24 protein-coding genes and 1 pseudogene are annotated in these 25,625 nt (G+C 61.1%); 10 read left to right on the top strand and 15 right to left on the bottom strand.

The features are described 5' to 3' along the window. The first annotated feature begins 250 nt into the window (after positions 1-250). The 6 genes from H7995_RS06360 to H7995_RS06385 are packed head-to-tail and all read left to right on the top strand — an operon-like array spanning position 251 to position 5,991. Positions 251-874 carry a CDP-alcohol phosphatidyltransferase family protein gene (locus tag H7995_RS06360; RefSeq protein ID WP_182341066.1) on the top strand — a complete coding sequence of 208 codons (624 nt, stop codon included), beginning with the start codon at positions 251-253 and terminating at the stop codon, positions 872-874. A 10-nt stretch (positions 875-884) separates the two neighbouring features. Next, a complete protein-coding gene (locus H7995_RS06365; RefSeq protein ID WP_185818134.1) occupies positions 885-2,642 on the top strand; it encodes a bifunctional alpha/beta hydrolase/class I SAM-dependent methyltransferase in 1,758 nt (585 codons plus the stop codon). Next, positions 2,639-3,982 carry a phosphatase PAP2/dual specificity phosphatase family protein gene (locus tag H7995_RS06370; RefSeq protein ID WP_182341072.1) on the top strand — a complete coding sequence of 448 codons (1,344 nt, stop codon included), beginning with the start codon at positions 2,639-2,641 and terminating at the stop codon, positions 3,980-3,982. The genes H7995_RS06365 and H7995_RS06370 overlap by 4 nt, the downstream gene beginning before the upstream one ends. Next, positions 3,972-4,427, top strand: coding sequence for a hypothetical protein (locus tag H7995_RS06375; protein WP_182341075.1), 456 nt, complete (start codon positions 3,972-3,974; stop codon positions 4,425-4,427). Before H7995_RS06370 ends, H7995_RS06375 begins: the two co-directional genes overlap by 11 nt. Positions 4,428-4,436: 9 nt before the next feature. Next, positions 4,437-5,057: a lysophospholipid acyltransferase family protein gene (locus H7995_RS06380; RefSeq protein WP_182341078.1), complete on the top strand. Its 621-nt coding sequence runs from the start codon at positions 4,437-4,439 to the stop codon at positions 5,055-5,057. 1 nt (position 5,058) lies between these two features. After that, complete coding sequence (locus H7995_RS06385; RefSeq protein WP_182341081.1) at positions 5,059-5,991, top strand: phosphatidate cytidylyltransferase; 933 nt, start codon at positions 5,059-5,061, stop codon at positions 5,989-5,991. A gap of 67 nt (positions 5,992-6,058) precedes the next feature. On the opposite strand, the gene H7995_RS06390 is transcribed toward H7995_RS06385, so the two are convergent. Then, positions 6,059-6,505, bottom strand: coding sequence for an Hsp20 family protein (locus H7995_RS06390; RefSeq protein WP_095171347.1), 447 nt, complete (start codon positions 6,503-6,505; stop codon positions 6,059-6,061). Between the two features lie 120 nt (positions 6,506-6,625). Beyond that, a complete protein-coding gene (locus H7995_RS06395; RefSeq protein ID WP_166591450.1) occupies positions 6,626-7,585 on the bottom strand; it encodes a tRNA dihydrouridine synthase in 960 nt (319 codons plus the stop codon). Between H7995_RS06395 and H7995_RS28435 the strand changes: the two genes are divergently transcribed. The 3 genes from H7995_RS28435 (at position 7,584) to H7995_RS06410 (ending at position 9,520) form a co-directional block, all read left to right on the top strand. Beyond that, positions 7,584-8,057: a PAAR domain-containing protein gene (locus tag H7995_RS28435; protein ID WP_244647643.1), complete on the top strand. Its 474-nt coding sequence runs from the start codon at positions 7,584-7,586 to the stop codon at positions 8,055-8,057. The two genes, H7995_RS06395 and H7995_RS28435, sit on opposite strands and share 2 nt — an antisense overlap. A gap of 457 nt (positions 8,058-8,514) precedes the next feature. After that, a complete protein-coding gene (locus H7995_RS06405; protein WP_185818135.1) occupies positions 8,515-8,901 on the top strand; it encodes a hypothetical protein in 387 nt (128 codons plus the stop codon). A gap of 235 nt (positions 8,902-9,136) precedes the next feature. Further along, the gene (locus H7995_RS06410) at positions 9,137-9,520 is read left to right on the top strand and encodes a hypothetical protein (protein WP_185818136.1); all 384 of its coding nucleotides are present in this window, start codon (positions 9,137-9,139) and stop codon (positions 9,518-9,520) included. Positions 9,521-9,750: 230 nt separating this feature from the next. Here H7995_RS06410 and H7995_RS06415 read toward each other — a convergent pair whose 3' ends face one another. The 7 genes from H7995_RS06415 to H7995_RS06445 form a co-directional block, all read right to left on the bottom strand. Next, positions 9,751-10,176 carry a PAAR domain-containing protein gene (locus H7995_RS06415; RefSeq protein WP_166591442.1) on the bottom strand — a complete coding sequence of 142 codons (426 nt, stop codon included), beginning with the start codon at positions 10,174-10,176 and terminating at the stop codon, positions 9,751-9,753. Between the two features lie 388 nt (positions 10,177-10,564). Next, positions 10,565-12,307 carry an ABC transporter substrate-binding protein gene (locus tag H7995_RS06420; protein ID WP_166591441.1) on the bottom strand — a complete coding sequence of 581 codons (1,743 nt, stop codon included), beginning with the start codon at positions 12,305-12,307 and terminating at the stop codon, positions 10,565-10,567. Between the two features lie 46 nt (positions 12,308-12,353). Further along, positions 12,354-12,626, bottom strand: a complete 273-nt coding sequence (locus H7995_RS06425) for a DUF2160 domain-containing protein (protein ID WP_166591440.1) — start codon at positions 12,624-12,626, stop codon at positions 12,354-12,356. 10 nt (positions 12,627-12,636) lie between these two features. Next, a complete protein-coding gene (locus H7995_RS06430; protein WP_095171355.1) occupies positions 12,637-13,437 on the bottom strand; it encodes a carbohydrate ABC transporter permease in 801 nt (266 codons plus the stop codon). Between the two features lie 8 nt (positions 13,438-13,445). Continuing rightward, the gene (locus tag H7995_RS06435) at positions 13,446-14,312 is read right to left on the bottom strand and encodes a carbohydrate ABC transporter permease (protein WP_166591439.1); all 867 of its coding nucleotides are present in this window, start codon (positions 14,310-14,312) and stop codon (positions 13,446-13,448) included. Beyond that, complete coding sequence (locus H7995_RS06440; RefSeq protein ID WP_185818137.1) at positions 14,309-15,424, bottom strand: ABC transporter ATP-binding protein; 1,116 nt, start codon at positions 15,422-15,424, stop codon at positions 14,309-14,311. The genes H7995_RS06435 and H7995_RS06440 overlap by 4 nt, the downstream gene beginning before the upstream one ends. After that, positions 15,424-16,518 carry an ABC transporter ATP-binding protein gene (locus tag H7995_RS06445; protein WP_185818138.1) on the bottom strand — a complete coding sequence of 365 codons (1,095 nt, stop codon included), beginning with the start codon at positions 16,516-16,518 and terminating at the stop codon, positions 15,424-15,426. Before H7995_RS06445 ends, H7995_RS06440 begins: the two co-directional genes overlap by 1 nt. Positions 16,519-16,832: 314 nt before the next feature. Between H7995_RS06445 and H7995_RS06450 the strand changes: the two genes are divergently transcribed. Next, a complete protein-coding gene (locus H7995_RS06450; RefSeq protein WP_166591468.1) occupies positions 16,833-18,668 on the top strand; it encodes a sigma-54-dependent Fis family transcriptional regulator in 1,836 nt (611 codons plus the stop codon). A 204-nt stretch (positions 18,669-18,872) separates the two neighbouring features. On the opposite strand, the pseudogene H7995_RS28440 reads toward H7995_RS06450, so the two are convergent. The 6 genes and pseudogenes from H7995_RS28440 to H7995_RS06480 all read right to left on the bottom strand — a co-directional run. Beyond that, a pseudogene (locus tag H7995_RS28440) lies at positions 18,873-19,001 on the bottom strand (arginase family protein); the annotation flags it as partial. 126 nt (positions 19,002-19,127) lie between these two features. Next, positions 19,128-20,336: a sodium/glutamate symporter gene (gltS, locus tag H7995_RS06460; protein ID WP_185818139.1), complete on the bottom strand. Its 1,209-nt coding sequence runs from the start codon at positions 20,334-20,336 to the stop codon at positions 19,128-19,130. 58 nt (positions 20,337-20,394) lie between these two features. After that, entirely contained in the window at positions 20,395-21,333 is a 939-nt protein-coding gene (hutG, locus tag H7995_RS06465; RefSeq protein WP_166591436.1) for a formimidoylglutamase, read from the bottom strand. A gap of 20 nt (positions 21,334-21,353) precedes the next feature. Next, positions 21,354-22,079: an IclR family transcriptional regulator gene (locus tag H7995_RS06470; protein WP_166591435.1), complete on the bottom strand. Its 726-nt coding sequence runs from the start codon at positions 22,077-22,079 to the stop codon at positions 21,354-21,356. Positions 22,080-22,282: 203 nt separating this feature from the next. After that, entirely contained in the window at positions 22,283-23,665 is a 1,383-nt protein-coding gene (gene cysS, locus H7995_RS06475) for a cysteine--tRNA ligase (RefSeq protein WP_185818140.1), read from the bottom strand. Between the two features lie 18 nt (positions 23,666-23,683). Continuing rightward, complete coding sequence (locus H7995_RS06480; RefSeq protein ID WP_166591433.1) at positions 23,684-25,381, bottom strand: glutamine--tRNA ligase/YqeY domain fusion protein; 1,698 nt, start codon at positions 25,379-25,381, stop codon at positions 23,684-23,686. Between the last annotated feature and the right edge of the window lie 244 nt (positions 25,382-25,625).

Below are 25,625 nucleotides of genomic sequence, written 5' to 3' on the forward strand. Positions count from 1 at the left end.
GTGCGTGCCGGTCGGGGGTGGTTACGTGTTTATCCAAAGACAGGGCGGTTGTCATTATTCCTGGGCATACTCCATTCCCCGCACGGGAAACAAACCCCCTTCCAATCCACAAACCACCCTTTTTTTTCTTGGAACAAACGGTTAATTTTGCCCCCCCCCCCCCCCCCCTGCCAGAAGCCATCTAAACTCACACCGCATATTTTCCGCCGGCATTAACCAGCCGTACGCTCCCTCGCCGAGACTCCATACCGTGCCTAGCCTCTACCAGCTCAAACCTGCGTTTCAGAACCTCTTGCGACCGCTGGTCCGGCGCCTGTTCGATAACGGCACCACGGCCAATCAGATCACCCTACTGGCAGGCCTCGGTTCGGTGCTGGTAGGTGTAGCGATCAGCGCTTTTGCCCAACACGCCTGGTTGTTCGCCCTGGTTCCCCTGTGGATGCTGCTGCGCATGGCCCTCAACGCCATCGACGGCATGCTCGCCCGCGAGTTCGACCAGCAATCGGCCCTGGGGGCCTACCTCAATGAGTTGTGCGACGTGGTCGCCGACTGCGCGCTGATTCTGCCCTTCGCCCTGATCGCCGACGTCAGCCTGCTGCTGGTGCTGCTGGTGACCCTGCTTGCGGTGTTCAGTGAATACGCCGGTGTATTGGGCCCGATGATCGGTGCATCGCGCCGTTATGACGGGCCGATGGGCAAGAGCGATCGGGCGTTGGTGCTGGGGCTCCTGGCCATGGTTATCGCACTGGGCTGGGCCAGCGCTCCGTGGATCAACGGGGTGTTCGCGCTGATCGCAGTCCTGCTGGCCTGCACCTTGGTCAACCGGGTCCGCCAGGGTCTCAAGGAAGTCCAGGAAAACGCCCCTTCAGCCTAAGGAAGTCGTCATGCGCCAAGCCCAGCACCAGACATTCACTACCCACGACGGCGTGCAACTGTTCTATCGCTACTGGCCAGGCACCCCGGCCCCGGGCGAACCGCGCAACGCCGTGCTGCTGTTCCACCGTGGCCACGAACATTCCGGGCGCATCGCCCATCTGGTGGACGAACTGGACCTGCCCGAAGTGGATTTCTTTGCCTGGGATTCACGGGGCCACGGGCTGTCCCCGGGCGAGCGTGGCGACAGCCCGAGCTTTGCTACCAGCGTGCGTGACGTGCAGACGTTCTGCGATCACCTGCAGGCGACCTACCAGATTGCCGAGTCGAACATGGCCGTGATTGCCCAGAGCGTCGGGGCGGTGATCGTCGCGACCTGGGTCCACGACTACGCCCCCAACATCCGCGCACTGGTGTTGGCGTCGCCGGCGTTCAACGTGAAGCTCTACGTACCGTTCGCCCGTCAGGGGCTGGCCCTGATGCGGCGGTTTCGCGGTAACTTTTTCGTCAACAGCTATGTCAAGGCGCGCTTTCTCAGCCATGACCCGGAACGGGTGGCGTCCTACGACAACGACCCGCTGATCACCAAAGCCATTTCGGTAAATGTACTGCTCGGTCTGTATAACGCCGCCGAGCGAGTGGTCGCCGATGCCCAGGCCATGCAGGTACCCACCCAGCTCCTGATCTCCGGTGCCGACTTCGTGGTGCATCGCCGACCGCAAGAGCAGTTCTTCGAGCGCCTGGGCAGCCTGCACAAGGAAAAACACATCCTGCCAGGCTTCTTCCACGACACCCTCGGCGAGCAGCGTCGCGGTATCGCCGTCGCCAGTGCCCGGCGCTTCATTGTGCAGAACTTCCAGCAACCGCTCGAGCGCCCTTCGCTGTTGGCCGCCGACCGCCTGGGCCTGACGTGCGCCGAATCGGAAGCCCTGGCCGCGCCCTTGCCACACAACTCCCTGGGCGACCGCTACTGGCGCATGACCCGCGCCAGCATGCGCCTGGGCAGTCGACTGTCGAGCGGACTCAAGCTGGGTTTCGACACAGGTTTCGACTCCGGCAGCACCCTGGACTACGTCTACCGCAACACCCCCACCGGCACCTCCGCCGTCGGGCGGATGATCGACCGTAACTACCTGGACTCGATCGGCTGGCGCGGTATTCGCCAGCGCAAACTGCATGTCGAGGAACTGCTGCGCCTGGCGATCGTACAGTTGCGCGAGCAAGGCAGCGCGGTGCGGATCGTCGACATCGCCGCCGGCCACGGACGCTACATTCTCGAAGCCTTGCAGGGGGTTGCCCCGCTGCCCGAGTCAATCGTGTTGCGTGACTACAGCGACATCAATGTGCGCGACGGCGGTGCCTTGATTCGCGAGAAGGGCCTGGAAAACATCGCCCGCTTCGTCAAGGGCGATGCCTTCGACCGCGCCGACCTGGCGGCCCTCGACCCGCAACCGACCCTCGCCGTGGTGTCCGGTCTGTACGAACTGTTCGCCGACAACCAGAGGGTTGGCGACTCCCTCGCGGGCCTGGCGGACGCGGTGCCAGTCGGCGGTTACCTGGTCTACACCGGCCAACCCTGGCACCCGCAGCTGGAGCTGATTGCCCGTGCCCTGACCAGCCACCGGGAAGGCCAGGCCTGGGTCATGCGCCGGCGCAGCCAGGCAGAGATGGACCAGTTGGTCGCGGCTGCCGGTTTTCGCAAAATCACCCAGCGGGTCGATGAATGGGGCATTTTCAGCGTCGCCCTCGCCCAACGCGTGCAGGCATGAGCCACGCCACCACCGGGCAGCGTGAACCCGGCTTGTTGAAGCCCGCGGTGCTCTGGCTGCTGGTGTTGGCACCGTTGTTTTTTGCCACTTACGGCTTTGCCACCTGGGTCACTACCCAGCGCGCCGAGGTCGGCAGCCTGGTATTTGACTGGGAAAACCACGTGCCGTTCTGGGCGTGGAGCATCGTGCCCTATTGGTCGATCGACCTGCTGTATGGCCTGTCGTTGCTGCTACCCGACACTCGCCAGGAGCTCAAGCGTCATGCGTTGCGCCTGCTGACCGCGCAACTGATCGCGGTCAGTTGTTTTCTGCTGTGGCCATTACGCTTCACCTTCGAACGGCCCGAACTCGATGGGGTTTTCGGCTGGCTGTTCGAGGTCCTGGCCGGCTTCGACAAACCATTCAATCAGGCACCCTCCCTGCACATTGCCCTGCTGGTGGTGTTGTGGACCTGCTACCAGCGACATCTATCGGGTCTCTGGCGCGGGTTGATGCATGTCTGGTTTGGCCTGATCGGAGTGTCGGTACTGACCACCTACCAGCATCACTTCATCGATTTGCCCACGGGCGCCTTGCTCGGCTGGCTGTGTGTCTGGCTGTGGCCGCTGGATCGCCCGAGTCCGCTGTGCAGTGCCCGGCTGGCCCGCGACAGCAAGCGCTGGACACTGAGCCTGGGCTATCTGATAGGCGCCGGGGTCTTGTGCCTCCTGGCCTGGCGCATCGGGGGTGGCGGGTTGTGGTTGCTCTGGCCGACGCTGGCCTTGCTGTTGGTCGCGTTGAATTACGCGGTACTGGACGCCAGTGGTTTTCAAAAGCGCGCCGACGGGCGCCTGAGCTGGGCCGCACGCTGGTTGTTGGCGCCCTACCTGGCCGCGGCGTGGCTCAACTCACGCGGGTGGACACGCCGCCATCCGCAGCCCGATCGGGTGCTCGATGGTGTGTGGCTGGGGCGGATTCCGACCCGCCGGGAACTGCAGGACAGCCCGTTCAAGGCAGTGCTCGACCTGTGTGCCGAGTTGTCGCTGGACCCGGGAAACCTGGCCTATCGCTCGCTGCCCGTGCTCGATCTGACCGCCCCCACCACTGCGCAATGCCTGGAAGCTGCGCAGGCCATCGAAGACCTGCGCCAGCACGGTCCGCTGCTGGTCTGTTGCGCCCTCGGTTATTCACGCAGTGCCACTGCGGTAGCCGCCTGGCTGCTGCACAGCGGCAGGGCTGCCACCCTCGACCAAGCGATCCTGCAACTGCAACGGGCCCGCCCGGGCATCGTCCTGCGCCAGGCCCACCGAGTCGCCCTGACACCCTTGTGCTTGAGCACGGAGCCTGCCCATGACCACTGACATGGAACTGCACACGACCGCCAGCCTGCTGCGCCGCGGGGCCTCCCTGGATCAACTGTCCACCGGCCTCGCGCTGGTCGGCGCCTTGCTTGGCTTGAGCCAGTATCTGTTGGCCAGCCCCGGCGCCTGGGCGCTGCTGTGCAGCGCCGCCCTGCTGGTGCTGGGCCTGTTGCAAAAATACTGGGCCCTGCGGGTCGCGTTCGACGCGGAACTGTTCCAGCGCATAGCCGACGGCAATCAACCCCTGGCCTTGCGTACCGAGGCCCTGGATCACGCCCTCGCCGCCCTCGGCCTGCAACCTGCCGCACGGGGTGGCCGCCTGTGGAGCGAACGTACAGGCGGCGCCCTCAACCTGCTACGGCGCCAGGCCCTGCTGGTGGCGGTGCAGGTGCTGCTGACACTGGGTTTCATCCTGGCCGGCCCCTGGCTGGCCTTCGCTGAATAAGGAACTTTCATGCTCGAACCCCTGGTCGCCACCCTCATCACCTCCGCGGCACGCACCATTACTGGCGCCCGTAGCCTGTGGCTCGGTTGCGCGCCGCAAGCGGTGCAGCGCATCTACTTCGCCAACCACAGCAGCCATGGTGACTTCGTGTTGCTCTGGGCCTCGCTGCCACCGGCCCTGCGAAAAATGACCCGCCCCGTGGCGGGTGCCGATTACTGGCAAACCACCCCGCTGCGCCGCTACATCATCAACCGAGTATTCAACGGTGTGCTGGTCGACCGCGAACGCAAGGAGCCGACTGACAACCCCTTGCTGCCGATACTCGACGCCCTGGCCAACGGCGACTCACTGATCATCTTCCCCGAAGGCACCCGCAACCTCGAGGAGGGTCTGCTGCCATTCAAAAGCGGGATCTATCACCTGGCCAAAGCATACCCGGAGGTCGAACTGGTCCCGGTATGGATCGCCAACCTCAACCGCGTCATGCCCAAGGGTCGTTTCCTGCCGCTCCCGTTGTTATGCACCACCCGTTTTGGCGCGGCGTTTACCCTGGAGGCCGATGAAAGCAAAGAGCAATTTCTCCAGCGCAGCCGTGCAGCGCTGCTGGACCTGGCAGAGGAACTGGCCTGACATGGATAGACAAACCCTGATGCTGTTTGGCGGGATTGGCGCTTTCCTGCTGCTCGCCTCACTGATCGGCTGGACCCTCAAGCTGCGCAAGCGCGGCACGCCTGACCCGGTGATCGATAACCTCAACGCGCGGATCAACGCCTGGTGGGTAATGGTGGCAGTGATCGGCATCGCTTTCTGGCTCGGCACCAGTGCGGTCATCCTGCTGTTTTACGCCGTATCCTTCTACGCCCTGCGCGAGTTCATGACCCTCACCCCGACCCGGCGCAGCGACTACCCGGCCCTGGTGGCGGCCTTCTACCTGGCGCTGCCACTGCAGTACCTGCTGATTTACTTCGACTGGTACGGGCTGTTCTCGATCTTCATTCCGGTCTACGTATTCCTGTTGCTGCCGATCCTCGCGTCACTGGGCGGGGACAGCACGCACTTTCTCGAGCGCGCCTCCAAGGTCCAGTGGGGGCTGATGATCGCGGTGTTCTGCGTGTCGCACGTACCGGCCCTGCTGACCCTGGACATTGGTGGTTATGAGGGGCGCAACCTGCTGCTGATCGCCTACCTGGTGATAGTGGTGCAGATGTCGGACGTCCTGCAGTACGTCTGCGGCAAACTGTTTGGCAAACACAAGATCGCGCCCAACCTGTCCCCGTCCAAGACTGTCGAAGGTTTTGTCGGCGGCATCCTCCTGGCTTCCGTGATTGGGGCCGCGCTGTGCTGGATTACCCCGTTCACTGTATGGCAGTCATTCCTGATCGCCCTGCTGATCAATCTGCTGGGGTTTGCCGGCGGCATCGTGATGTCGGCCATCAAGCGCGACCGCGGCGTCAAGGACTGGGGGCACATGATCGAAGGCCACGGCGGCATGCTCGACCGCCTGGACTCGGTGTGTTTCGCCGCGCCGATCTTCTTTCACCTGGTGCGGTATGGATGGACGTGAGTCCGGCGACTCCTACAGACAGCCGATAAAAAAGGGCGCCATCGGCGCCCTTCTTCATTGCGGTGACTCAGTGCTGCAGTGCAGGTTTTTGCTCGCCGTTGATCGGGATGCGTTTGGCTTTCGCCTCTTCCGGCACGATGCGCAGCAGGTCGATGCTCAACAGGCCATTGCGCAGGTCCGCGGCCTTGATCTCGATGTGATCGGCCAGGCGGAACGACAGTTTGAACGCGCGCTGGGCGATGCCCTGGTGCAGGAAGGTCACGCTGTCATTGCTGTCGCGTTTGCCGCCACTGATGGTCAATACGCCTTTTTCGACTTGCAGCTCCAGGTCTTCTTCCTGGAAGCCGGCTGCCGCCACGACAATGCGGTACTGGTCATCACCGTGTTTTTCAACGTTGTAGGGTGGGTAGCTGCTGCCGGGCTCGTTGCGCAGCGCAGACTCGAACAGATCGTTGAAACGATCGAAACCTACCGAAGAACGGAACAGTGGAGCCAGGGAAAATGCGGTACTCATGGTTCAAATCTCCTGAAAACAATCAGCAAGGTTTTTTGTCTCCGCGACCCGAATTCGGCATCGCGTAACCCTTAGATAAGGACCGCTGATTGCATTTCAAGAGGTTTTTTGCAGTTTTTTTCAGGCCGCTTCAGCGACCTGCAAACCCAGCAAACGGGAAACCTGGTCCAGCTCCGTCTCCCGGCGCATGAGGGTAAACAGCTCCACCGCCTCCGGATAATTGCGGGTCAACATCGCCAGCCATTGCTTCAAGCGACCCGGCGATTGACGCGCTGTCATCTGCGCCTTGGCCTGCAGCCAGAACGCCTGGATCAACGGCAACAGCTCGGCCCAGGTCATCTCGACCACCTCTTCACCCGCCCGGGCGGCAGCGATCTGTCGCGCCAGGTCAGGGCGCGACACCAGGCCGCGACCCAGCATGATGTCTTCCACCCCGCTGATCTCGCGGCATCGGCGCCAGTCGTCGACGCTCCAGATATCGCCATTGGCGAACACCGGCACCTTGACCACTTCCTGCACCCGCGGGATCCACTCCCAATGCGCCGGCGGCTTGTAACCGTCCATCTTGGTCCGCGCATGCACCACGATGTGCTCCGCGCCGCCTTCGGCCAGCGCGGTGGCACACACCAGCGAACCGTCCGGGCTATCAAAGCCCAGGCGCATCTTGGCGGTCACCGGGATGTGCGCCGGAACGGCGCGCCGGACATGCTCGACGATCTGGTTGAGCAGCTCGGGCTCCTTGAGCAGCACCGCACCGCCACGGGACTTGTTGACGGTCTTGGCCGGGCAGCCGAAGTTCAGGTCGATCACCTGCGAGCCCAGCTCACAGGCCAACGCCGCGTTTTCCGCCAGGCACACCGGATCGGAACCGAGCAATTGCACACGCAGCGGCACGCCGGCAGCGGTCTTGGCACCGTTGAGCAATTCAGGACCGAACTTGTGGAAATAGGCAGGGGTGAGCAGTTGATCGTTGATCCGGATGAACTCGGTCACGCACCAATCGATACCGCCAACCCGGGTCAGCACGTCCCGCAGGATGTTGTCGACCAACCCCTCCATGGGCGCCAAGGCAATTTGCATGGAAAACACTCAACAAAAATCGTGCGGCAGTTTAGCCGGTTTCGCCGATCAGGGCATGCCGTACCGGTGGACGGTTGTTTCAGACAGACGATTACAGAATCAACCTACATCATTCGAAGAAGCGTCTGATTTAACCCCATCATATCCTCATCTAGCGTGCGTCCTCTCGAGCAAACAAGGACGCATCCGCATGAGGCGCTACAACATCACCGTGGGGGCAAAAACCACAGTCAACGGTACGGTACGGACGGGCTACGGATCCTGGACCATCGATGGCCAGGCTATCGCTTGCGAAGGCGACGAAGTCGAATGCCCGGCATGTGACAGCACCGGCGTCATCGTCTGTGACGGCCCGCACCTGCCGGAACTTATGGGGGGACGCGCGGCTGCCCTGGACGGCGATCTTTGCCACTGCAAATGCGACCCGCCGCCCCGCCTGATTGCCAACCAGACAACGATTATCGCAAGCTGAAGAATGCCCTTGGCATGTCCAGTCGCAGCATCGTTCATCATTGGAAGAAGGCAGGTGTGCCTGGACAACTGCCCGGATACGCCACCCATCTGGGAAAAGTCGCCCGGGCCAGCCGGTACATGAAAGCCGGTGGCTATATAGGTGTATTGATCGGCGGTGTTTCCGGGTACCTGAGCACCCAACAGGTTTGTAGCGACAACCCCGACTCTGTGGCATGTGAGCGTGTCAGGTTTGTTGAAGGCGGCAAGTTTTTGCTCGGGACAGCGGGTGGCTCACTGGGAGCTTACGCGGGTGCCCGCTCGACTTCGTCGATATGCATGGCTCTCGGTATCACTACAGCCATTGGAGGGATCGCATGCGCTGCGGCTCTGATTGGCATTGGTTCTCTAGTGGGGACATCCATAGGTACTGAGGCAGGAGAGAAAGGCGGTGATCTTCTGTATGAAGTAGTACGCCCATGATTGACCTCAACAGTTGGCCACCCCTATACGCACTGATGTACCTCGTCTTGCCGTTCGTTTTTGGAATGATCGGAATGGGTATTGGTCTTTATCTCGCGTACACACGACTGCCCGCCATGTTAGAGGCTTTAAAACATTGCCGGGACGTCATGCTTTGGGCAAACCTCAAAGACGCCGGGCCATTCGGCCGCTTGATCTTGCTTGCCAGAATTAGCGCGACTGTTCTGTTCCCGCGCCTGCTGGTCAAGCGAGGGCTGGCAGATCTGGACGATATCCAGCATTTTCCTTTACGCCTTAGGAAATGGCTCATGGTGATGAATACAATAATCAACATCAGCATCGTCTGGTTGTTGGCCGCCTATGCATTGTGGAACCGTCACTAGATTGCGCCATGTTCCGCAGCCCCTAGACACCCGAGTTATAACTCCAGTACGCATTGAAGGGCCCGTTGACCGCCCCCGCAGTTACTGCGATGTACATCGCATTGGGCATACCAACAGGTGGTGTTTGAGAGTTGGCGTGTAGCGCCGTCGTAGTTGGCGGCGGTTCTTACACAACCGGAAAACTCGGCGATAGGATGGGTGAGGCAATTGGCGAAATCGTCTATGAGAATATCCAGTGAACACTGCTGAACTGGTTGTCGGAAGCCTATGTGGCTTAGTCCTCCTTGGCTTGTCTACTTGTATTGGGATCGCACTGTACCTGGGTTACACCAAGACTGAAGCAATGGCGGCGTATTTCCAGAACAGTTCCTCGCTAATCACTGTCGCTACGCACAAACACACAGGCCCTTGGGGCAAGTTGCAGTTAGTGGGCGGTATTGCCAGCGCTGTTACATTTCCCTGCTTTTTTCTTAAACACGGCCTCGTCAGCGCTGAAGATATAAGCAACTTCCCCCTTCCACTACGAAGAAAACGTGTAGCTCTGCAATGGAGCATTGTTGGATTGATCGTTACCCAGGCTTTACTTGTCGCATTGTGGGATTTAGGGCTGCTCAAGTAACAATTCACATCATCGGGACACTTGCCTGGCTGCAGGTAAAACTGCGGTTACTGGCACGCAATCGACCTTCGGCAAGCGTTTTGACTTTGTCCCTTAATCAACACCTGAAGGTGCCGCTGCCCCCACAACGAGTGTCGGGCAGCCTGGTCAGGTGCTTGTCCATCACCTGCGCACTCATACCACGCCAGGTCGCTGTCTGGCCGGTAAAGCTGGTGGTTTCAGGGCCGTGGCTAAGCTTGGCCTGCGTCCGGAGAGATGCCTGGCACGGGATTACTTGAGGGGGTAATCCCGGATGGACGCGGCGCAATCGAATGGCGAGTAGCGGGAGGCGTTGTCGGCTGAGCGGTGCCCAGGGTGGCACCTGGAGCAGGATCGACCTGACGCTCATAAGTGGCCGTGAAGACGGAGGGGATCAACTGGGCCTTACAGGGGCAGTTGCTGAAGCTGTCCAGCGTGCCCGCCAGCGGTTTGCCGTGACTGACTATGTGCGCAACGCCCCCTACGATTCGATAGGTCTTGCCGTCCTTCCCACACGTGACTCGGTCCCCTTCGCGGGCATGGGCCAGGCCGTACAGCATAATCCTGATATCACCGTCCAGAACGACGCCACCACAGGTGGTCCTGTCTTTCAAACCGATAAAATGACCTTCATTCATTGAGCTTGCTCTCCATTTCGTCCGGTCGAGTCCAGCCTATTGACCGTCAGTTTCATGAACACTTTGGCGGTGGACCTGGGGCAGACAATCACTGGCCATCGGCACACCTTCACGCCTGACAAACACACCAGAATCACACTCAACCGAGCGAAGAAAATAGTACGGCGGACAATAACCAGATCACGAGCCCGAAAACAGGCCGACCCAGTGGAATAGGAAACTTCACCAATAGAAACAATTGGTTTCCTACAGAAATGTTTTCGGAGGAACCAATGACCGACCGAGGTACACCCGATAACAGGTTAGCCGTTTCCAGGCAGGCGCGGAGGATGGAACGGCTGAAAAAAAACGGCACCCAAAGGTGCCGTTGCTCCCCCACCCCCCTCACTTACTTGCGCGCCGCCTCCCACGACTTCAGCAGTTCGGCATAGCTCACGGTCTCGCCCTTGGGTTTCTCGTTGGCCAGTTTCGGTTTCGGCGCGCCCGGTTGGTCAAACCAGTATTGCGCATCGCGCTCCGGGTTCATTTTCGGACCGCAGACCGGTTGGACCTTGGAGCGTTCGAGCCGGGCCATGATGGCGTCCTGGTCCTTGGCCAGACCGTCGAGGGCCTGTTGCGGGGTTTTCTCGCCGCTGGCGGCTTCGGCAATATGGCTCCACCACAGTTGGGCCAGGCGCGGATAGTCCGGCACGTTGGTCCCGGTCGGGGTCCATTGCACACGGGCCGGGCTGCGGTAGAACTCCACCAGGCCACCCAGCTTGGGCGCCAGGTCGGTCATGGCCTGGGAGTTGATGTCCGACTCACGAATCGGCGTCAGGCCGACGATGGTCTTTTTCAGCGACACGGTTTTTGAAGTGACGAACTGGGCATAGAGCCAGGCCGCGAGTTTCTGTTTCTCCGGCGTCGACTTCATGAACGTCCAGGACCCCACGTCCTGATAGCCCAGCTTCATGCCCTCCTCCCAGTAGGGTCCGCGCGGTGATGGCGCCATCCGCCATTTCGGCGTGCCGTCGGCGTTCATCACCGCCAGGCCCGGCTTGGTCATGTCGGCGGTAAAGGCGGTGTACCAGAAGATCTGCTGGGCGATGTTGCCCTGGGAGGGCACCGGCCCGGATTCGGAGAAGGTCATGCCGGCCGCTTCCGGTGGTGCGTAGGCCTTCATCCAGTCGACATATTTCTGTGTCGCGAACACCGCCGCCGGGCCGTTGGTATCGCCACCGCGGGTCACGCTGGAACCGACCGGGTGGCAATCCTCGACGCGAATGCCCCACTCATCCACCGGCAAGCCATTGGGCAGGCCTTTGTCGCCCCCACCGGCCATGGAGAACCACGCATCGGTGAACCGCCAGCCCAGGGACGGGTCCTTCTTGCCGTAGTCCATGTGCCCATAGACCCGCTTGCCGTCGATTTCCTTGACGTCTTCGGTGAAGAACTTGGCGATGTCCTCATAGGCCGACCAGTTCACCGGTACGCCCAGCTCGTAGCCGTACTTCTCCTTGAACTTGGCCTTCAGGTCCGCTCGCTCGAACCAGTCGGCGCGGAACCAGTACAGGTTGGCGAACTGCTGGTCGGGCAACTGGTAGATTTTGCCGTCCGGTGCAGTGGTGAAGGAAAGACCGATGAAGTCCTTGAGGTCGAGGGTCGGCGAGGTGTAGTCCTTGCCTTCATTGGCCATCAGGTCGGTGATCGATTCGGTCTTGCCGTAGCGAAAGTGCGTACCGATCAGGTCCGAGTCGTTGACCCAGCCGTCATAGATGTTCTTGTCCGACTGCATCTGGGTCTGCAGTTTTTCCACCACGTCACCTTCCTGCAGCAGGTCGTGGGTCAGCTTGATCCCGGTAATTTCGCTGAAGGCCTTGGCCAGCACCTTGGACTCGTACTCGTGGGTGGCGATGGTCTCCGAGACCACGTTGATCTTCATGCCGCGAAACGGCTCGGAGGCCTTGATGAACCACTTCAGCTCTTCCAGCTGTTGCTCGGCCGTGAGGGTCGAGGGTTTGAACTCGCTGCCAATCCATTTTTTCGCGGCATCCTCATAGGCATCGGCCCAGGCCGCAACGCTCAACCCGCTGAGTGCCAGCATGGCTGCCACTGAAACGCTATGTCGCAGCTTATTGTTTTTCTCGAACATAGAGACCTCCTGTATTAGGTTTCGGAGCACGATTGCCGATTGTCGGCTAGCCCCAACGCATCACGACCAACAGCCACACCAGGGACAGGCCGGTGGCCACCCAGATGCTCCAGCCGGTAACGCCAATCACCAGCAAATGCAGGTAGGCGCTGCCGAGAAGACCGATAAACAGCCGATCACCACGGGTGGTGCTGATCGGTAGAAAGCCGCGCCGGGCGATGCTCGGCGAACGCAGTTCCCAGGTGGTCATGCCCACCAGCAGCAAGGCGATGGCGCCGAAGAAGAGCGCGGTCGGCAGGGTCCAGTTCATCCACTCCATCATCAGCTCCTCACACTCGGCCCAGGGCAAAGCCCTTGGCCACATGGTTGCGCACGAACCAGATCACCAGCATGCCCGGCAGGATCGTCAGCACCCCGGCCGCCGCCAGCACGCCCCAATCGATCCCCGAGGCCGACACGGTGCGAGTCATCACCGCGGCGATCGGCTTGGCATTGACCGAGGTCAGGGTGCGCGCCAGCAGCAGCTCGACCCAGGAAAACATGAAGCAGAAGAACGCCGTCACACCAATGCCCGAACCGATCAGCGGGATGAAAATCTTGACGAAGAACTTGGGGAAACTGTAGCCGTCGATGTAGGCGGTTTCGTCGATTTCCTTCGGCACTCCGGACATGAACCCTTCCAGGATCCACACCGCCAGCGGCACGTTGAACAGGCAATGGGCCAGGGCCACCGCGATGTGGGTGTCGAACAGGCCGATCGACGAATAGAGCTGGAAGAACGGCAACAGGAACACCGCCGGTGGCGCCATGCGGTTGGTCAGCAGCCAGAAGAACAGGTGCTTGTCGCCGAGAAACCGATAACGGGAGAACGCGTAGGCCGCTGGCAGCGCCACGCTCAGGGAGATCACCGTGTTCAGGCTCACGTAATACAACGAGTTGAGGTAGCCGGTGTACCAGCTCGGGTCGGTGAAGATCACCTTGTAGTTGGCCAGGGTGAAGTCCTGGGGAAACAGGGTCAGGCCACCGAGGATTTCCGTGTTGCTCTTGAACGACATGTTCAGCAACCAATAGATCGGTACCAGCAGGAACAGGATGTAGAGCAACAGAGGCAGCAGCTTGGTCTTGCTCATGTCAGGCCTCAGCGGTTGGCGTCGGAGTGAGTCATGGCGGTATAGAACAGCCAGGACACCAGCAGGATGATCAGGAAGTACACCAGGGAGAAGGCCGCCGCCGGCCCCAGGTCGAACTGGCCGACCGCCATCTGGGTCAGGGTCTGGCTGAGGAAGGTCGTGGCGTTACCCGGCCCGCCACCGGTGAGCACGAACGGCTCGGTGTAGATCATGAAGCTGTCCATGAACCGCAGCATTACCGCGATCAGCAGCACACTCTTGAGCTTGGGCAACTGGATGTGGCGAAACACCGCCCAACTGGATGCCCGGTCGATCCGGGCGGCCTGGTAGTAGACATCCGGAATCGCCCGCAACCCGGAAAAACACAGCAAGGCCACCAGCGAGGTCCAGTGCCAGACATCCATCACCAGCACCGTGACCCAGGCGTCCATGGTGTTGGCCGCGTAGTTGTAGCTGATGCCCATGGCGTTGAGGGTCGAGCCCAGCAGGCCGATGTCGGCGCGGCCGAAAATCTGCCAGATGGTGCCGACCACGTTCCACGGAATCAGCAGCGGGATGGCCAGGATGATCAGCACCAGCGACGACCAGCGGCCTTTGGTTGGCATGGTCAGGGCGATGCCGATGCCCAGGGGGATCTCGATCAGCAGCACGCAGGCGGAATAGATGAACTGGCGCAGCAGCGAGTCATGCAGTCGTGGGTCCAGCAGCACCTGCTTGTACCAGTCGGCCCCGACGAAGTAGCGGCTGGACTGGTCGAAGATGTCCTGCACCGAATAGTTGACCACGGTCATCATCGGGATCACCGCACTGAACGCCACCAGCAGGAACACCGGCAGCACCAGCCACCAGGCCTTGTTGTTCTGCACCTTGTTCATGGCTGCCCCTCGTTGCTGGCGTGCATGGGCAGCAGATAGTCATCGGCGTAGACCATCAGCCACTGGGCCGGAAAGCTGATATAGGCGGTGCCCTGGGGCACCGGCTTGTCTTCGGCCAGGCGCACTTTGAGCGGCACGCCGCCCAGGTTCAGGGTCATGATCTTGTAGGTGCCCAGGTCCTCGACATGCACCACCGTCGTCTGCATCGCCTCATCGAAGGGCTCGTCCCAGACATGCACGAACTCCGGGCGGATGCCGACCTTCAGCGACTTGCCGGCGGCCTCGGCGATGCGCTGCTGCAGGCCTTCGGACAACGGCAAGTCGATGTCCGCGAAACCCACGCCCCCGGGACGTGGGCTGACCTCGATCAGGTTCATCCCCGGGCTGCCGATGAAGTAACCGACGAAGGTATGGCTCGGTCGCTCGAACAGCTCGCGCGGGGTGCCGAACTGGACGATCTGCCCGCCGTACATCACCGCGATCTTGTCAGCGAAGGTCGAGGCCTCGAGTTGATCGTGGGTGACGTAGACCATGGTGATGTTGAACTGCTCGTGGATCTGCTTGAGCTTGCGCCGCAGCTTCCACTTCAGGTGCGGGTCGATCACCGTCAGGGGCTCGTCGAACAGGATCGCCGACACGTCGTCGCGCACCAGCCCACGGCCCATGGAGACTTTCTGTTTTTCGTCGGCGCTGAGGTTGCGCGCCTTTTTCCCCAGCAGCGCCTGCAGGTCGAGGACCTCGGCGATTTCCTGGACCTTGCTGTGTACCCGGGCCTCGGCCATGCCCTGGTTGCGCAGGGGAAAGGCCAGGTTGTCGAACACCGTCATGGTGTCGTAGACCACCGGAAACTGGAAAACCTGGGCAATGTTGCGCTTTTCGGGGGTCAGTTGATTGACCACCTTGTTGTCGAACAGCACCTGGCCTTCGGAGGGGCTGAGCAGGCCGGAAATGATGTTGAGCAGGGTCGACTTGCCGCAGCCGGACGGCCCCAGCAACGCGTAGGCCCCGCCCTGTTCCCAGACATGGTTCATCTCGCGGATCGCGTAGTCCTCAGGCCCCGCCGGGGTGCGGGTGTAGCTGTGGGCGAGGTTGTGCAAGTGAATTTCGGCCATCAGGCAACCCTCGCGACACGTAGCCCGGGCGCCTGCAGCAAGCGCCCCTGGCCGTCGAAGACAAACAGTTTGTGGGTCGGGATGTAGATGCGGATCGGCGCATCGACGTCGTACTCGTGTACCCCGGGCAAGTGCAGTACCAGCAAGAAGTGTTCGTTGCGCACATGCAGGAAGGTTTCCGAACCGCTGATTTCCGCCACCTCGACGGTCACCGCCAGTTCCAGGTCGTCGTCGTTGCTCGGCACCAGGGAGATATGGCTGGGGCGCACACCAAAGCGGAAGTCGCCCTCACCCACCGGGCGCAGGTCGACGTTGAGCGGGAAGTGCACAAAATTGGCAAAGCTGACTTCGTTGCCGGCGATGCGCCCCGGCATCAGGTTGATCGGTGGCTCGGAGAACAATTCGGCGGCCAGCACGGTCTGCGGCTGATGATAGACCTCAGCCGTCTTGCCACTCTGGATCACCCGGCCCTCGTGGAGGATGGTGGTGGTGCCGCCCAGGGCCAGCGCCTCGTTGGGTTCGGTGGTGGCGTAGATGGCGATGGTATGGCGGACCTGGAACAGCTCGCGCATTTCCTGGCGCAGTTCTTCGCGCAGCTTGTAGTCGAGGTTGACCAGGGGCTCGTCGAACAGGATCAGTTCGGCATCCTTGACCAGCGCCCGGGCCATGGCGGTGCGCTGCTGCTGGCCGCCAGACAGTTCCAGCGGATAACGCTTGAGGAACTTGTCGATGCGCAGCATCTGCGCGGTTTCGTGCACCTTGCTCTGGATCAGCTCGGCCGACACCCCGGCCTGACGCAAGGGCGAGGCGATGTTCTCGAACACGGTCATGGTCGGGTAGTTGATGAACTGCTGATAGACCATCGACACGTTGCGCAGGCGCACCGGGCGCTGGGTGACATCGACCCCGTTCATCAGGATGCGCCCGCCATCCGGCTTGTCGAGACCGGCCATCAGCCGCATCAGGCTGGTCTTGCCCGACAGGGTGCGGCCCAGCAGGACGTTGAACGACCCGGGTTCGAAGCGCAGGCTGGCATCATCGATCCAGACCTGGCCCTCGACGGTGCGGCTGACATGCTCCAGCGTTAATGACATGGCTCGGCCTTTTTCTTATTGGAGTCAAGCGACCGAAGTGACAGAGCGACATTCGTGCCAGAAATTCCAAGTGTTTGATCCGCCGTGGGTTTCACGAAAAGGATGAATCTGGCGGGTTCACCGCTGAACAGAAATGAACAACATTGGCAGGACAATTGAACAGTTGCCGAGTTGACTTTGAACAATTGTGAACAACACTCAACCATTACCTCACAGCGTACGTAGGTCCCCTGAAACCGCTGGCGCGGCCCGCGTCCGGCGATCGTGTTTGCCCATAACAAGAACAATAAATGCTTGCCCAGAGACTGCCCGCCATGTCCGCGCCTGCCTCGCCCTTGCCCCACGATGCCATCATCCAGGACTCCTGGCGCCGCTGTCGCGCCTTCGGCCTGCAACATCAAAGCCCCCCGGCCTTCGACCAGCTCCCCGCCGCCGGCATCGCGCGCCTGCTGGAAAGCCAGCACGCGCTGGTGCAGACCACCCACCAGGAAGTGCTGCCCTACTACGAGAACATCCTGAGCAACTCCAATTGCCTGATCATGCTCGCCGACAACCAGGGCCAGGTGCTGACCTCCTGGGGTACCCAGCGTTTTATCGAGCCGAGCCTGAGCCGTGGCTTCAACGCCGGCGCCAGTTGGCGTGAGCAATCCAGCGGCACCAACGCCATCGGTACCGCCCTGGCCTGCGAACAGGCCGTGCACATCGCCCACGATGAGCACTTTCTCAAGGCCAACCGCTTCATGACCGGCTCGGCGGCGCCGATTTTCGATGCCGAGCGGCGGCTGATTGCCGTGCTCGATGTGTCCAGCGACAGCTACCTGCCGCCAGACCACACCCTGGGCATGGTCAAGATGATGAGCCAGACCGTGGAAAACCGACTGATCCTCAATCTGTTCAAGGGGGAGCACTTCCAGTTGGTGTTCAACACCGGCCTGAACAACCTCGACAGTCAATGGGCCGGGCTGCTGATTTTTGATGAAAGCGGCCAGGTGCTCTCGGCCAACCGGCGGGCGGACAACCTGCTGGGCATCAGCTTGTCGCGGGTCAGCATCGACAGCCTGTTCAAGGTGTCGTTGCTGGAGTTGCTCAACCAGCCCGACGGCCTGCCCTTCGCCCTGCAGGCCGCCGGGCGCAACCGTTTCCATTGCCTGCTCAAGCGGCCGTTACAGCGCCCGATGCAGGCACGGGTATTCGCCCAAGCCCCCCTCCCCGCGCCACAGCCCATCAGCCTCGGCACCCTGCACTTTGGCGACAGCCGCGTGGAAAAGGCCGTGCGCCAGGCCGAGCGCCTATTGGAAAAAGACATTCCCCTGTTGATCCACGGCGAAACGGGGGTGGGCAAGGAAGTCTTCGTCAAGGCGCTGCACCAGGCGAGCTCACGCAGCAAACAGGCATTTATCGCCGTCAACTGCGCGGCGATCCCCGCCGAACTGGTGGAGTCCGAACTATTCGGCTATGAAAAGGGCGCCTTCACCGGCGCCAATCAGAAGGGCAGCATCGGCCTGATCCGCAAGGCCGACAAAGGCACCTTGTTTCTCGACGAAATCGGCGACATGCCACTGCCGACCCAGGCCCGGCTGCTGCGGGTACTGCAGGAGCGTTGCGTGCAGCCGGTGGGCAGCAGTGAATTGTTCGCGGTGGACCTGCGCATCATCTCGGCCACCAACCGTTCTTTGCGCGAGCAGGTGCAACTGGGGCGCTTTCGCGAAGACCTGTATTACCGTATCGGCGGCCTGACCCTGGAACTGCCGCCGCTGCGCGAGCGCAGCGACAAGCAGGCGCTGTTCAAGCGTCTGTGGGAACAGCACCGCGAGGCGCTCCAGTGGGCCGGCTTGAGCCCGGAAGTACTGGCCCTGTTCGAACGCCATCCATGGCCCGGCAACCTGCGCCAGGTCAGCAGCGTGATCCAGGTGGCCCTGGCCATGGCCGAAGACCAGCCGGTACGGCCCGAGCATTTACCGGATGATTTTTTTGTCGACCTGGAAATGGAGCCCATCGCGGCGGCTGAGCCGTTGGCAGTGGATGTGAATGACGCCGAGGACTTGAATCGACAGTTGCAGGCGGCCGGGGGGAATATTTCGCACTTGGCACGGCGGCTGGGGGTTAGTCGTAACACCCTCTACAAGCGGCTGCGCCAGTGCGAGAGCTGACCGCTGCGCGGTCAATCGCTAGCAGGCTAGCTCCCACAGGGGAAATTCATTCATCAGGAAAAAGGCAGGCCGGCCGGTAGGCGGCCTCGCCCGCCTTTAGCACTCAACAGGCCGAGCGTCTGCCAATAACGCATCGGGCGTAAAACCTTCGATCAGCGCTTCGCCTTGGTCATATCCAGAGCTTTGTCCGGGCGTCAGCAGCAGGCGTACCCAAGCGGGGTGGTTATCGAAGTGGATCAGGCTGATGGGCTCTTTCAAGTCGGCAGGAAACGCCGGCGTGAGGTGGTGATAGTCACCGGAGCCAACGAAGAAAATTTCCGGGCGCGCATTGGTTGGCACGGCCGCTGGCCAAACGCCGGGCAATCGGCGCCTGACCGGCAAGTCGGCTCCCACAACACAGAAGCCGTCTTGCCGGCGATGGTTTCGGCGCGATTTAGCAATGAAGCAACCAGGCGATTCTCAACTGTATGCGTTGATAAACCAGGTGATCATCGGGATAGCCACAATGTCGATCAGCACGGCACCGCACAGCGGCACGATGATGAAGGCTTTGTACGAGAACACTTTGTAGTGGTCACAAATGGCGCCCATGTTGGCCACTGCATTGGGCGTCGCGCCCAGCCCGTGACCCATGAAGCCCGCGCACAAGACTGCCGCGTCGTAGTTGCGGCCAAACAGGCGGAACAGGACGAACACGCACAGCAAAATCATGATCACCACCTGCACCACCAGAATCACCAGCAGCGGCAAGCCGAGCTTCTCCAGCTCCCAAAACTTCAGACTCATCATTGCCATCGTCAGGAACATGCCCAGGCACACATCGCCGATAGTGCTGACGGCATGGTCGGGCATCTCGATAACCTGAGCACGGTCATTGAGGTTGCGCAGGATGATCGCGACGAACATGGCGCCCACATAGCTCGGCAACACGATACCCAGATGCTGTTGCAAGCTGGAGCCCAGCCAGAACCCAAGCACCATGATCACCACAATGCAGGTCAACAAGCGCAACAAGGTGGCAGCATCCAGCGCGGGCGGCGGGGTGTGGACCACTTCTTCGAACGCCTTGAGGCTACCAACGGCTTCGGCCTTGACCACGAGTTTGTTGCGCTCGATCAACCAGCGCGCCAGCGGGCTACCCAGCAAGCCGCCTGCCACCATGCCAAAGGTTGCAGCTGCCAGCGCTGCAGTGGTCGCACCGACCGCACCGAGGTTTTCAGCAATCGGCCCGAAAGCTGCCGCCGCACCAAAACCGCCTTCCAGTGACACCGCGCCGGCCATGATCCCCAACAACGGGTCGATGCCCAGCAGCTTGGCGACACTGACACCCACCACGTTTTGCACCAGCGCCAGGCCCCAGCACGCACCCAGGTAGATAAACAGCAATTTGCCGCCCTTGCGCAGCAAACCCAGGCTACCCCCCAAACCGACAGTGGTGAAAAACGCCACCATCAGCGGGGTTTGCAGGCTGGTGTCGAGGGTCAGGTTGAGCAGTTGCTGATCACGTAACAGCCAGATCACCAAGGCAAAACCAAAACCACCAATCACCGGTGCAGGAACACACAGGTGACGCAGCCAGTAGCTACGTTTTTTCAGTTGGGCACCCAGGCCCAGCAGGAGCAGCGCGAGAGCGAGGGTGCTCAGCGCATCCAGTTCGAATGTCAGCATGGCGAATTTCTCTTTTTCTTATGATTCAACAAGCGGTTTCAGGGATTTACGGAAAAACTTAATCGATCAGGCTGGCGAGCAGACGCGCGCCAATGCGGGCGGTTCGATTGTCGATATCCAGGCCGGGGTTGAGTTCGGCGATGTCGGCCATGCGCAATTTGCCGCTGGCCTTGGCATGACGTATCAGGTGCTCGACGATCTGCATGTCCACGCCATGGGCAGACGGCGCACTGACACCGGGCGCCTGGCTGGCGGGCAGGACATCAAGGCAGATGGTCATGTAGAGGTGATCGACGTCTTGCAAGAACTCATCGATCAGCGCTTCGCAGGCGGGTATGTCCCAGCTGTTCATTTGCCGGTCGAGGCGGTAACGCACATTCAGTCGCTGCGCCTGCTCAAACAGCGCCTGGGTGTTGTTCAACTGGCTGACACCCAGGCAGCAATAGGTGAACGGCATCTGTGCACGCTGGCAGTACTCGGCTATCTGGCGAAAAGGGGTACCCGAACTGCTTTGTTCACCATGGCGCAGATCAAAGTGGGCATCAAAGTTGAGAACGCCGATCCGCGCATGCGGGGTGGCCTGGCGCAGGTGATCGGCCAGGCCGCTAAAGCTGGCAAAGGCGATTTCATGGCCGCCACCCAACCCCAACGGCAAATGCCCCTGGTTGAGCATATAGCTGACGTGATGAGCGTAAATCTGCTGCGCGCCTTCGAGGTTGCTGTCGGTACAGCTCACATCGCCCGCGTCATACAGCGGCGTATGGCCGTGCCACGCCAGGTTGGCCAACGCCTTGCGCAGTGCTGACGGGCCAAGACTGGCGCCGGTGCGTCCTTGATTACGTTTGACTCCTTCATCACAGGCCAGTCCAATCAGTGCTGCACCCGCAGACTGACCCTCGCAGAAGGGCTTGACCCATTGATGCCAGCGCAGCGCAGCCTGCCCTTCGCCAGCGTCGATACGACCTGTCCACAGGGGTATGTCAGAAACAGCAGTCATGCTTGAAACTCCAGTCAAATTCAGTCGAGCCGGGCGCTCAGGCGCAGGGCCACGTCCTGGGTCCAGCGGATCAGGCGTTCACGGCGGGTGTGCGCCCGGAAGGCAGGAGCCATGAGGCTGATGGCGCCTTGCAGGCGATTGCGGCTGTCGAGCAACGGCGCGCTGACACCCCAAATGCCGTCGTCGATTTCACTCACACTCACGGCATACCCGGCAGCGCGGATATCGGCAAAACTGCGTTGGTACGTGGCGACTTCCTCGCTTTCGACGCCTTGCGCCAAAAGAGCCGACAGGCTTTGCGCCTCATCCATATAGGCCAACAGCACTCTCGCCGACGCACCGACCAACAGCGGCTGGGCCAGCCCTTTTTGGTAGCAGCAACGCAGCGGTTGCGGGCTGTCGACCAGCTCGATGCAAATCGCCTGGCCATTGCTGGGCACCATTAACGCCACGCTTTCCTGGCTTTGCTCGGCCAGGCGCTTGAGTTCCGGCTTGGCGAGGGTCACCAGCACGGCTTCGCGGTCGAATTTCTTGGCCAGTTGCAAACAAGTTGGCCCCGGCAAATAGCGACCCTGTCCGTTCTCTTCGGCAAGCCCCCAGCGCAGCAGGGTCTTGAGATGGCGATAAGTGCTGCTGAGCGGCTGTGCCAGTTGCTCGGACAGTTGTTTGGCGGAGATCGCCTCGCCGGATTGCCCCAGGGTGACGAGGATTTGCAGCAAGCGATCAGTGGGCGTGTTGTAGTTCATATCGGCCTCATGCTCTTGCGGACATGGTGCACCGAGTTTTCCATTAACTGAAACCAGATTCCCACTGAGTGGGAAAAAACCCGCAGATAACGATCAGCGGCCAGCCCTTAGCCTCACGGATGATCTGCCGAATCAATGGCTTGCGATGCCAGTCAAAACAAAACCCGCACTAGGCGGGTTTTGTTTTGCAGCGATGACACCACTCAGTCAGCCAGACGCCAGGTCGTACCGCCCTTGCCGTCTTCCAGCACCACGCCCATGGCGGTGAGCTGGTCGCGAATGCGGTCGGATTCGGCCCAGTCTTTAGCGGCACGCGCCGCCAGGCGCGCGGCAATCAAGCCATCGACTTCAGCCGCGTCGACCCGCCCTTCGGCGCCAGCCTGCAGGAAGTCGTCGGCTTCGAGCTGCAGCACACCCAGCACGCTGGCCAGCTCTTTCAAGCGCGCCGCCAGACCGGCCGCCGCCGCGAGATCGCTCTCACGCAGGCGGTTGATCTCGCGCACCATCTCAAACAGCACCGCGCAGGCTTCCGGCGTGCCGAAGTCGTCGTTCATCACTTGGGTGAACCGCTCGACAAAGGCTTCGCCACCGGCCGCCGCCACCTTCGGCAGGCCTTTCAACGCGTGGTAGAAACGCTCCAGGGCGCCCTTGGCGTCCTTGAGGTTGTCTTCCGAGTAGTTGATGGCGCTGCGGTAGTGGCTCGATACCAGCAGGTAACGCACGACTTCCGGGTGGTACTTGTCGAGCACGTCGCGGATGGTGAAGAAGTTGTTCAAGGACTTGGACATCTTCTCGCCATTGATCCGGATCATGCCGCAATGCATCCACGCGTTGGCGTAGGTCTTGCCGGTGGCCGCTTCGCTCTGGGCGATTTCGTTCTCGTGGTGCGGGAACTCCAGGTCGCTGCCGCCGCCATGGATGTCGAAGGTCTCGCCCAGGCAGCAGGTGGACATCACCGAGCACTCGATGTGCCAGCCCGGACGCCCGGCGCCCCACGGCGACTCCCAGCTCGGCTCGCCCGGTTTGACGCCCTTCCACAGCACGAAGTCCAGAGGATCGTCCTTGGCTTCGTCGACCTCGATCCGCGCACCAATGCGCAGGTCTTCGATCTTTTTGCGCGACAGCTTGCCGTAGCCCATGAACTTGCCGACGCGGTAGTACACGTCGCCATTGCCCGGGGCGTAGGCGTAACCCTTGTCGATCAGGGTCTGGATCATCGCGTGCATGCCCGGAATGTGATCCGTGGCGCGCGGCTCCATGTCCGGCTTCTGGATGTTCAGGCGCGCTTCGTCTTCGTGCATCGCCGCGATCATGCGCTCGGTCAAGGCTTCGAACGACTCGCCGTTCTCATTGGCCCGATTGATGATCTTGTCGTCGATGTCGGTGATGTTGCGCACGTAGGTCAGGTCGTACCCGCTGAACCGCAACCAGCGGGTCACCAGGTCGAACGCGACCATGCTGCGGCCGTGGCCGAGGTGGCAGTAGTCGTACACGGTCATCCCGCACACGTACATGCGCACCTTGTTGCCATCCAGCGGCTTGAAGACTTCTTTGCTCTTGGTGAGCGTGTTGTAGATCGTTAGCACTTTAGTTCCTTGACTGAATCACTGGCCCCAGGAGTCGCGCAGGGTCACGGTACGGTTGAATACCGGAGCGCCCGGTTTCGAGTCCTTGATATCCGCGCAGAAGTAGCCTTCGCGCTCGAACTGGAAACGGTCTTCCGGCTGTGCATTGCCCAACGAAGGCTCGGCACGACAACCGGTGAGGACTTGCAGTGAGTCAGGGTTGATGTTGTCCAGGAAACTGGCACTGTCTTCGGCCTTCTCAGGGTTGGCCGAACGGAACAGGCGATCGTACAGGCGCACTTCGCACTCGACGCTGGCAGCGGCCGGCACCCAGTGCACCACACCCTTGACCTTGCGGCCTTCAGGGTTCTTGCCCAGGGTGTCCGGGTCGTAGGAGCAACGCAGTTCGACGATGTTGCCATCGGCGTCCTTGATCGCTTCGTCGGCGCGGATCACGTAGCTGCCGCGCAGGCGCACTTCACCGCCCGGTTCCAGGCGCTTGTAGCCTTTTGGCGGCTCTTCCATGAAGTCTTCACGGTCGATGTAGATTTCCCGGGCGAACGGCAGGACGCGCACGCCCATGTCTTCTTTCGGGTGGCACGGCAGTTCGAGGTTCTCGACCTGACCTTCAGGGTAGTTGCTGATCACCACTTTCAGCGGACGCAACACGCACATGGCGCGCGGGGCGCTGTGGTCGAGGTCGTCGCGGATGCTGAATTCCAGCATGCCGAAGTCGACCACGCCGTCGGAGCGGTTGGTGCCGACCATTTCGCAGAAGTTACGGATCGATTTTGGCGTGTAGCCACGACGACGGAAGCCCGAGAGGGTCGACATGCGCGGGTCGTCCCAGCCGTTGACGTGCTTTTCATCGACCAACTGCTTGAGCTTGCGCTTGCTGGTGATGGTGTAGTTCAGGTTCAGGCGGCTGAACTCGTACTGGCGCGGCTTGGCCGGCACCGGCAGCGCGTCCAGGAACCACTCGTACAGCGGACGATGGCTTTCGAACTCCAGGGTGCAGATCGAGTGGGTGATGCCTTCGATGGCATCCGACTGACCGTGGGTGAAGTCGTAGTTGGGGTAGATGCACCACTTGTCACCGGTCTGGTGGTGGTGGGCGTGGCGGATGCGGTACATGATCGGGTCGCGCAGGTTCATGTTCGGCGAAGCCATGTCGATCTTGGCCCGCAGCACCCGTGCACCGTCCTGGAACTCGCCGGCTTTCATGCGGGCGAACAGGTCGAGGTTTTCTTCCACGCTGCGCTCACGGAACGGGCTGTTCTTGCCCGGTTCGGTCAGGCTGCCGCGGTATTCCTTGGCTTGCTCAGGGGTCAGGTCGTCCACATAGGCCTTGCCCGCCTTGATCAGCTCGACCGCCCAGTCGTGCAACTGGTCGAAATACTGCGAGGCATAGCGCACTTCACCGGACCACTGGAAACCCAGCCACTTGACGTCGCTTTCGATGGCGTCGATGTATTCCTGGTCTTCCTTGGCCGGGTTGGTGTCGTCGAAACGCAGGTGCGTAACGCCACCGAACTCCTGGGCCAGGCCGAAGTTCACACAGATCGACTTGGCGTGACCGATGTGCAGGTAACCATTGGGCTCAGGCGGGAAACGGGTGACGATCTGCGTGTGCTTACCCGAGTCCAGGTCCGCCTGGATGATCGGGCGCAGGAAATTGACCGGCACGGCTGGGCCGTTCTTGGAATTCGAGGCAGGGTCGACAGTGGGCTTGCTCATAGGATCCTTGGGCGTACAAGTGCGTGGCCTACATGCAGGCCGGACAAAACAAAGCGGCTATCATAGCCGATGCGGTCAAGTGCCTGACAGAGCAGGCCGGAAAACTGCTGCTTTTAATCGAACTCCAATGAAAAAACAGCCTCGAAATTCGCGCCCGGCACGCTAAACTGCGCACCTTGGCCGACGCTGGCCAAACCGGTTGGGGGCCGTGCTGCCCCGAAACCCACGAATTCCTTAAAGAGTA

The organism is Pseudomonas kielensis (genome assembly GCF_014236655.1).
GTDB lineage: Bacteria > Pseudomonadota > Gammaproteobacteria > Pseudomonadales > Pseudomonadaceae > Aquipseudomonas > Aquipseudomonas kielensis.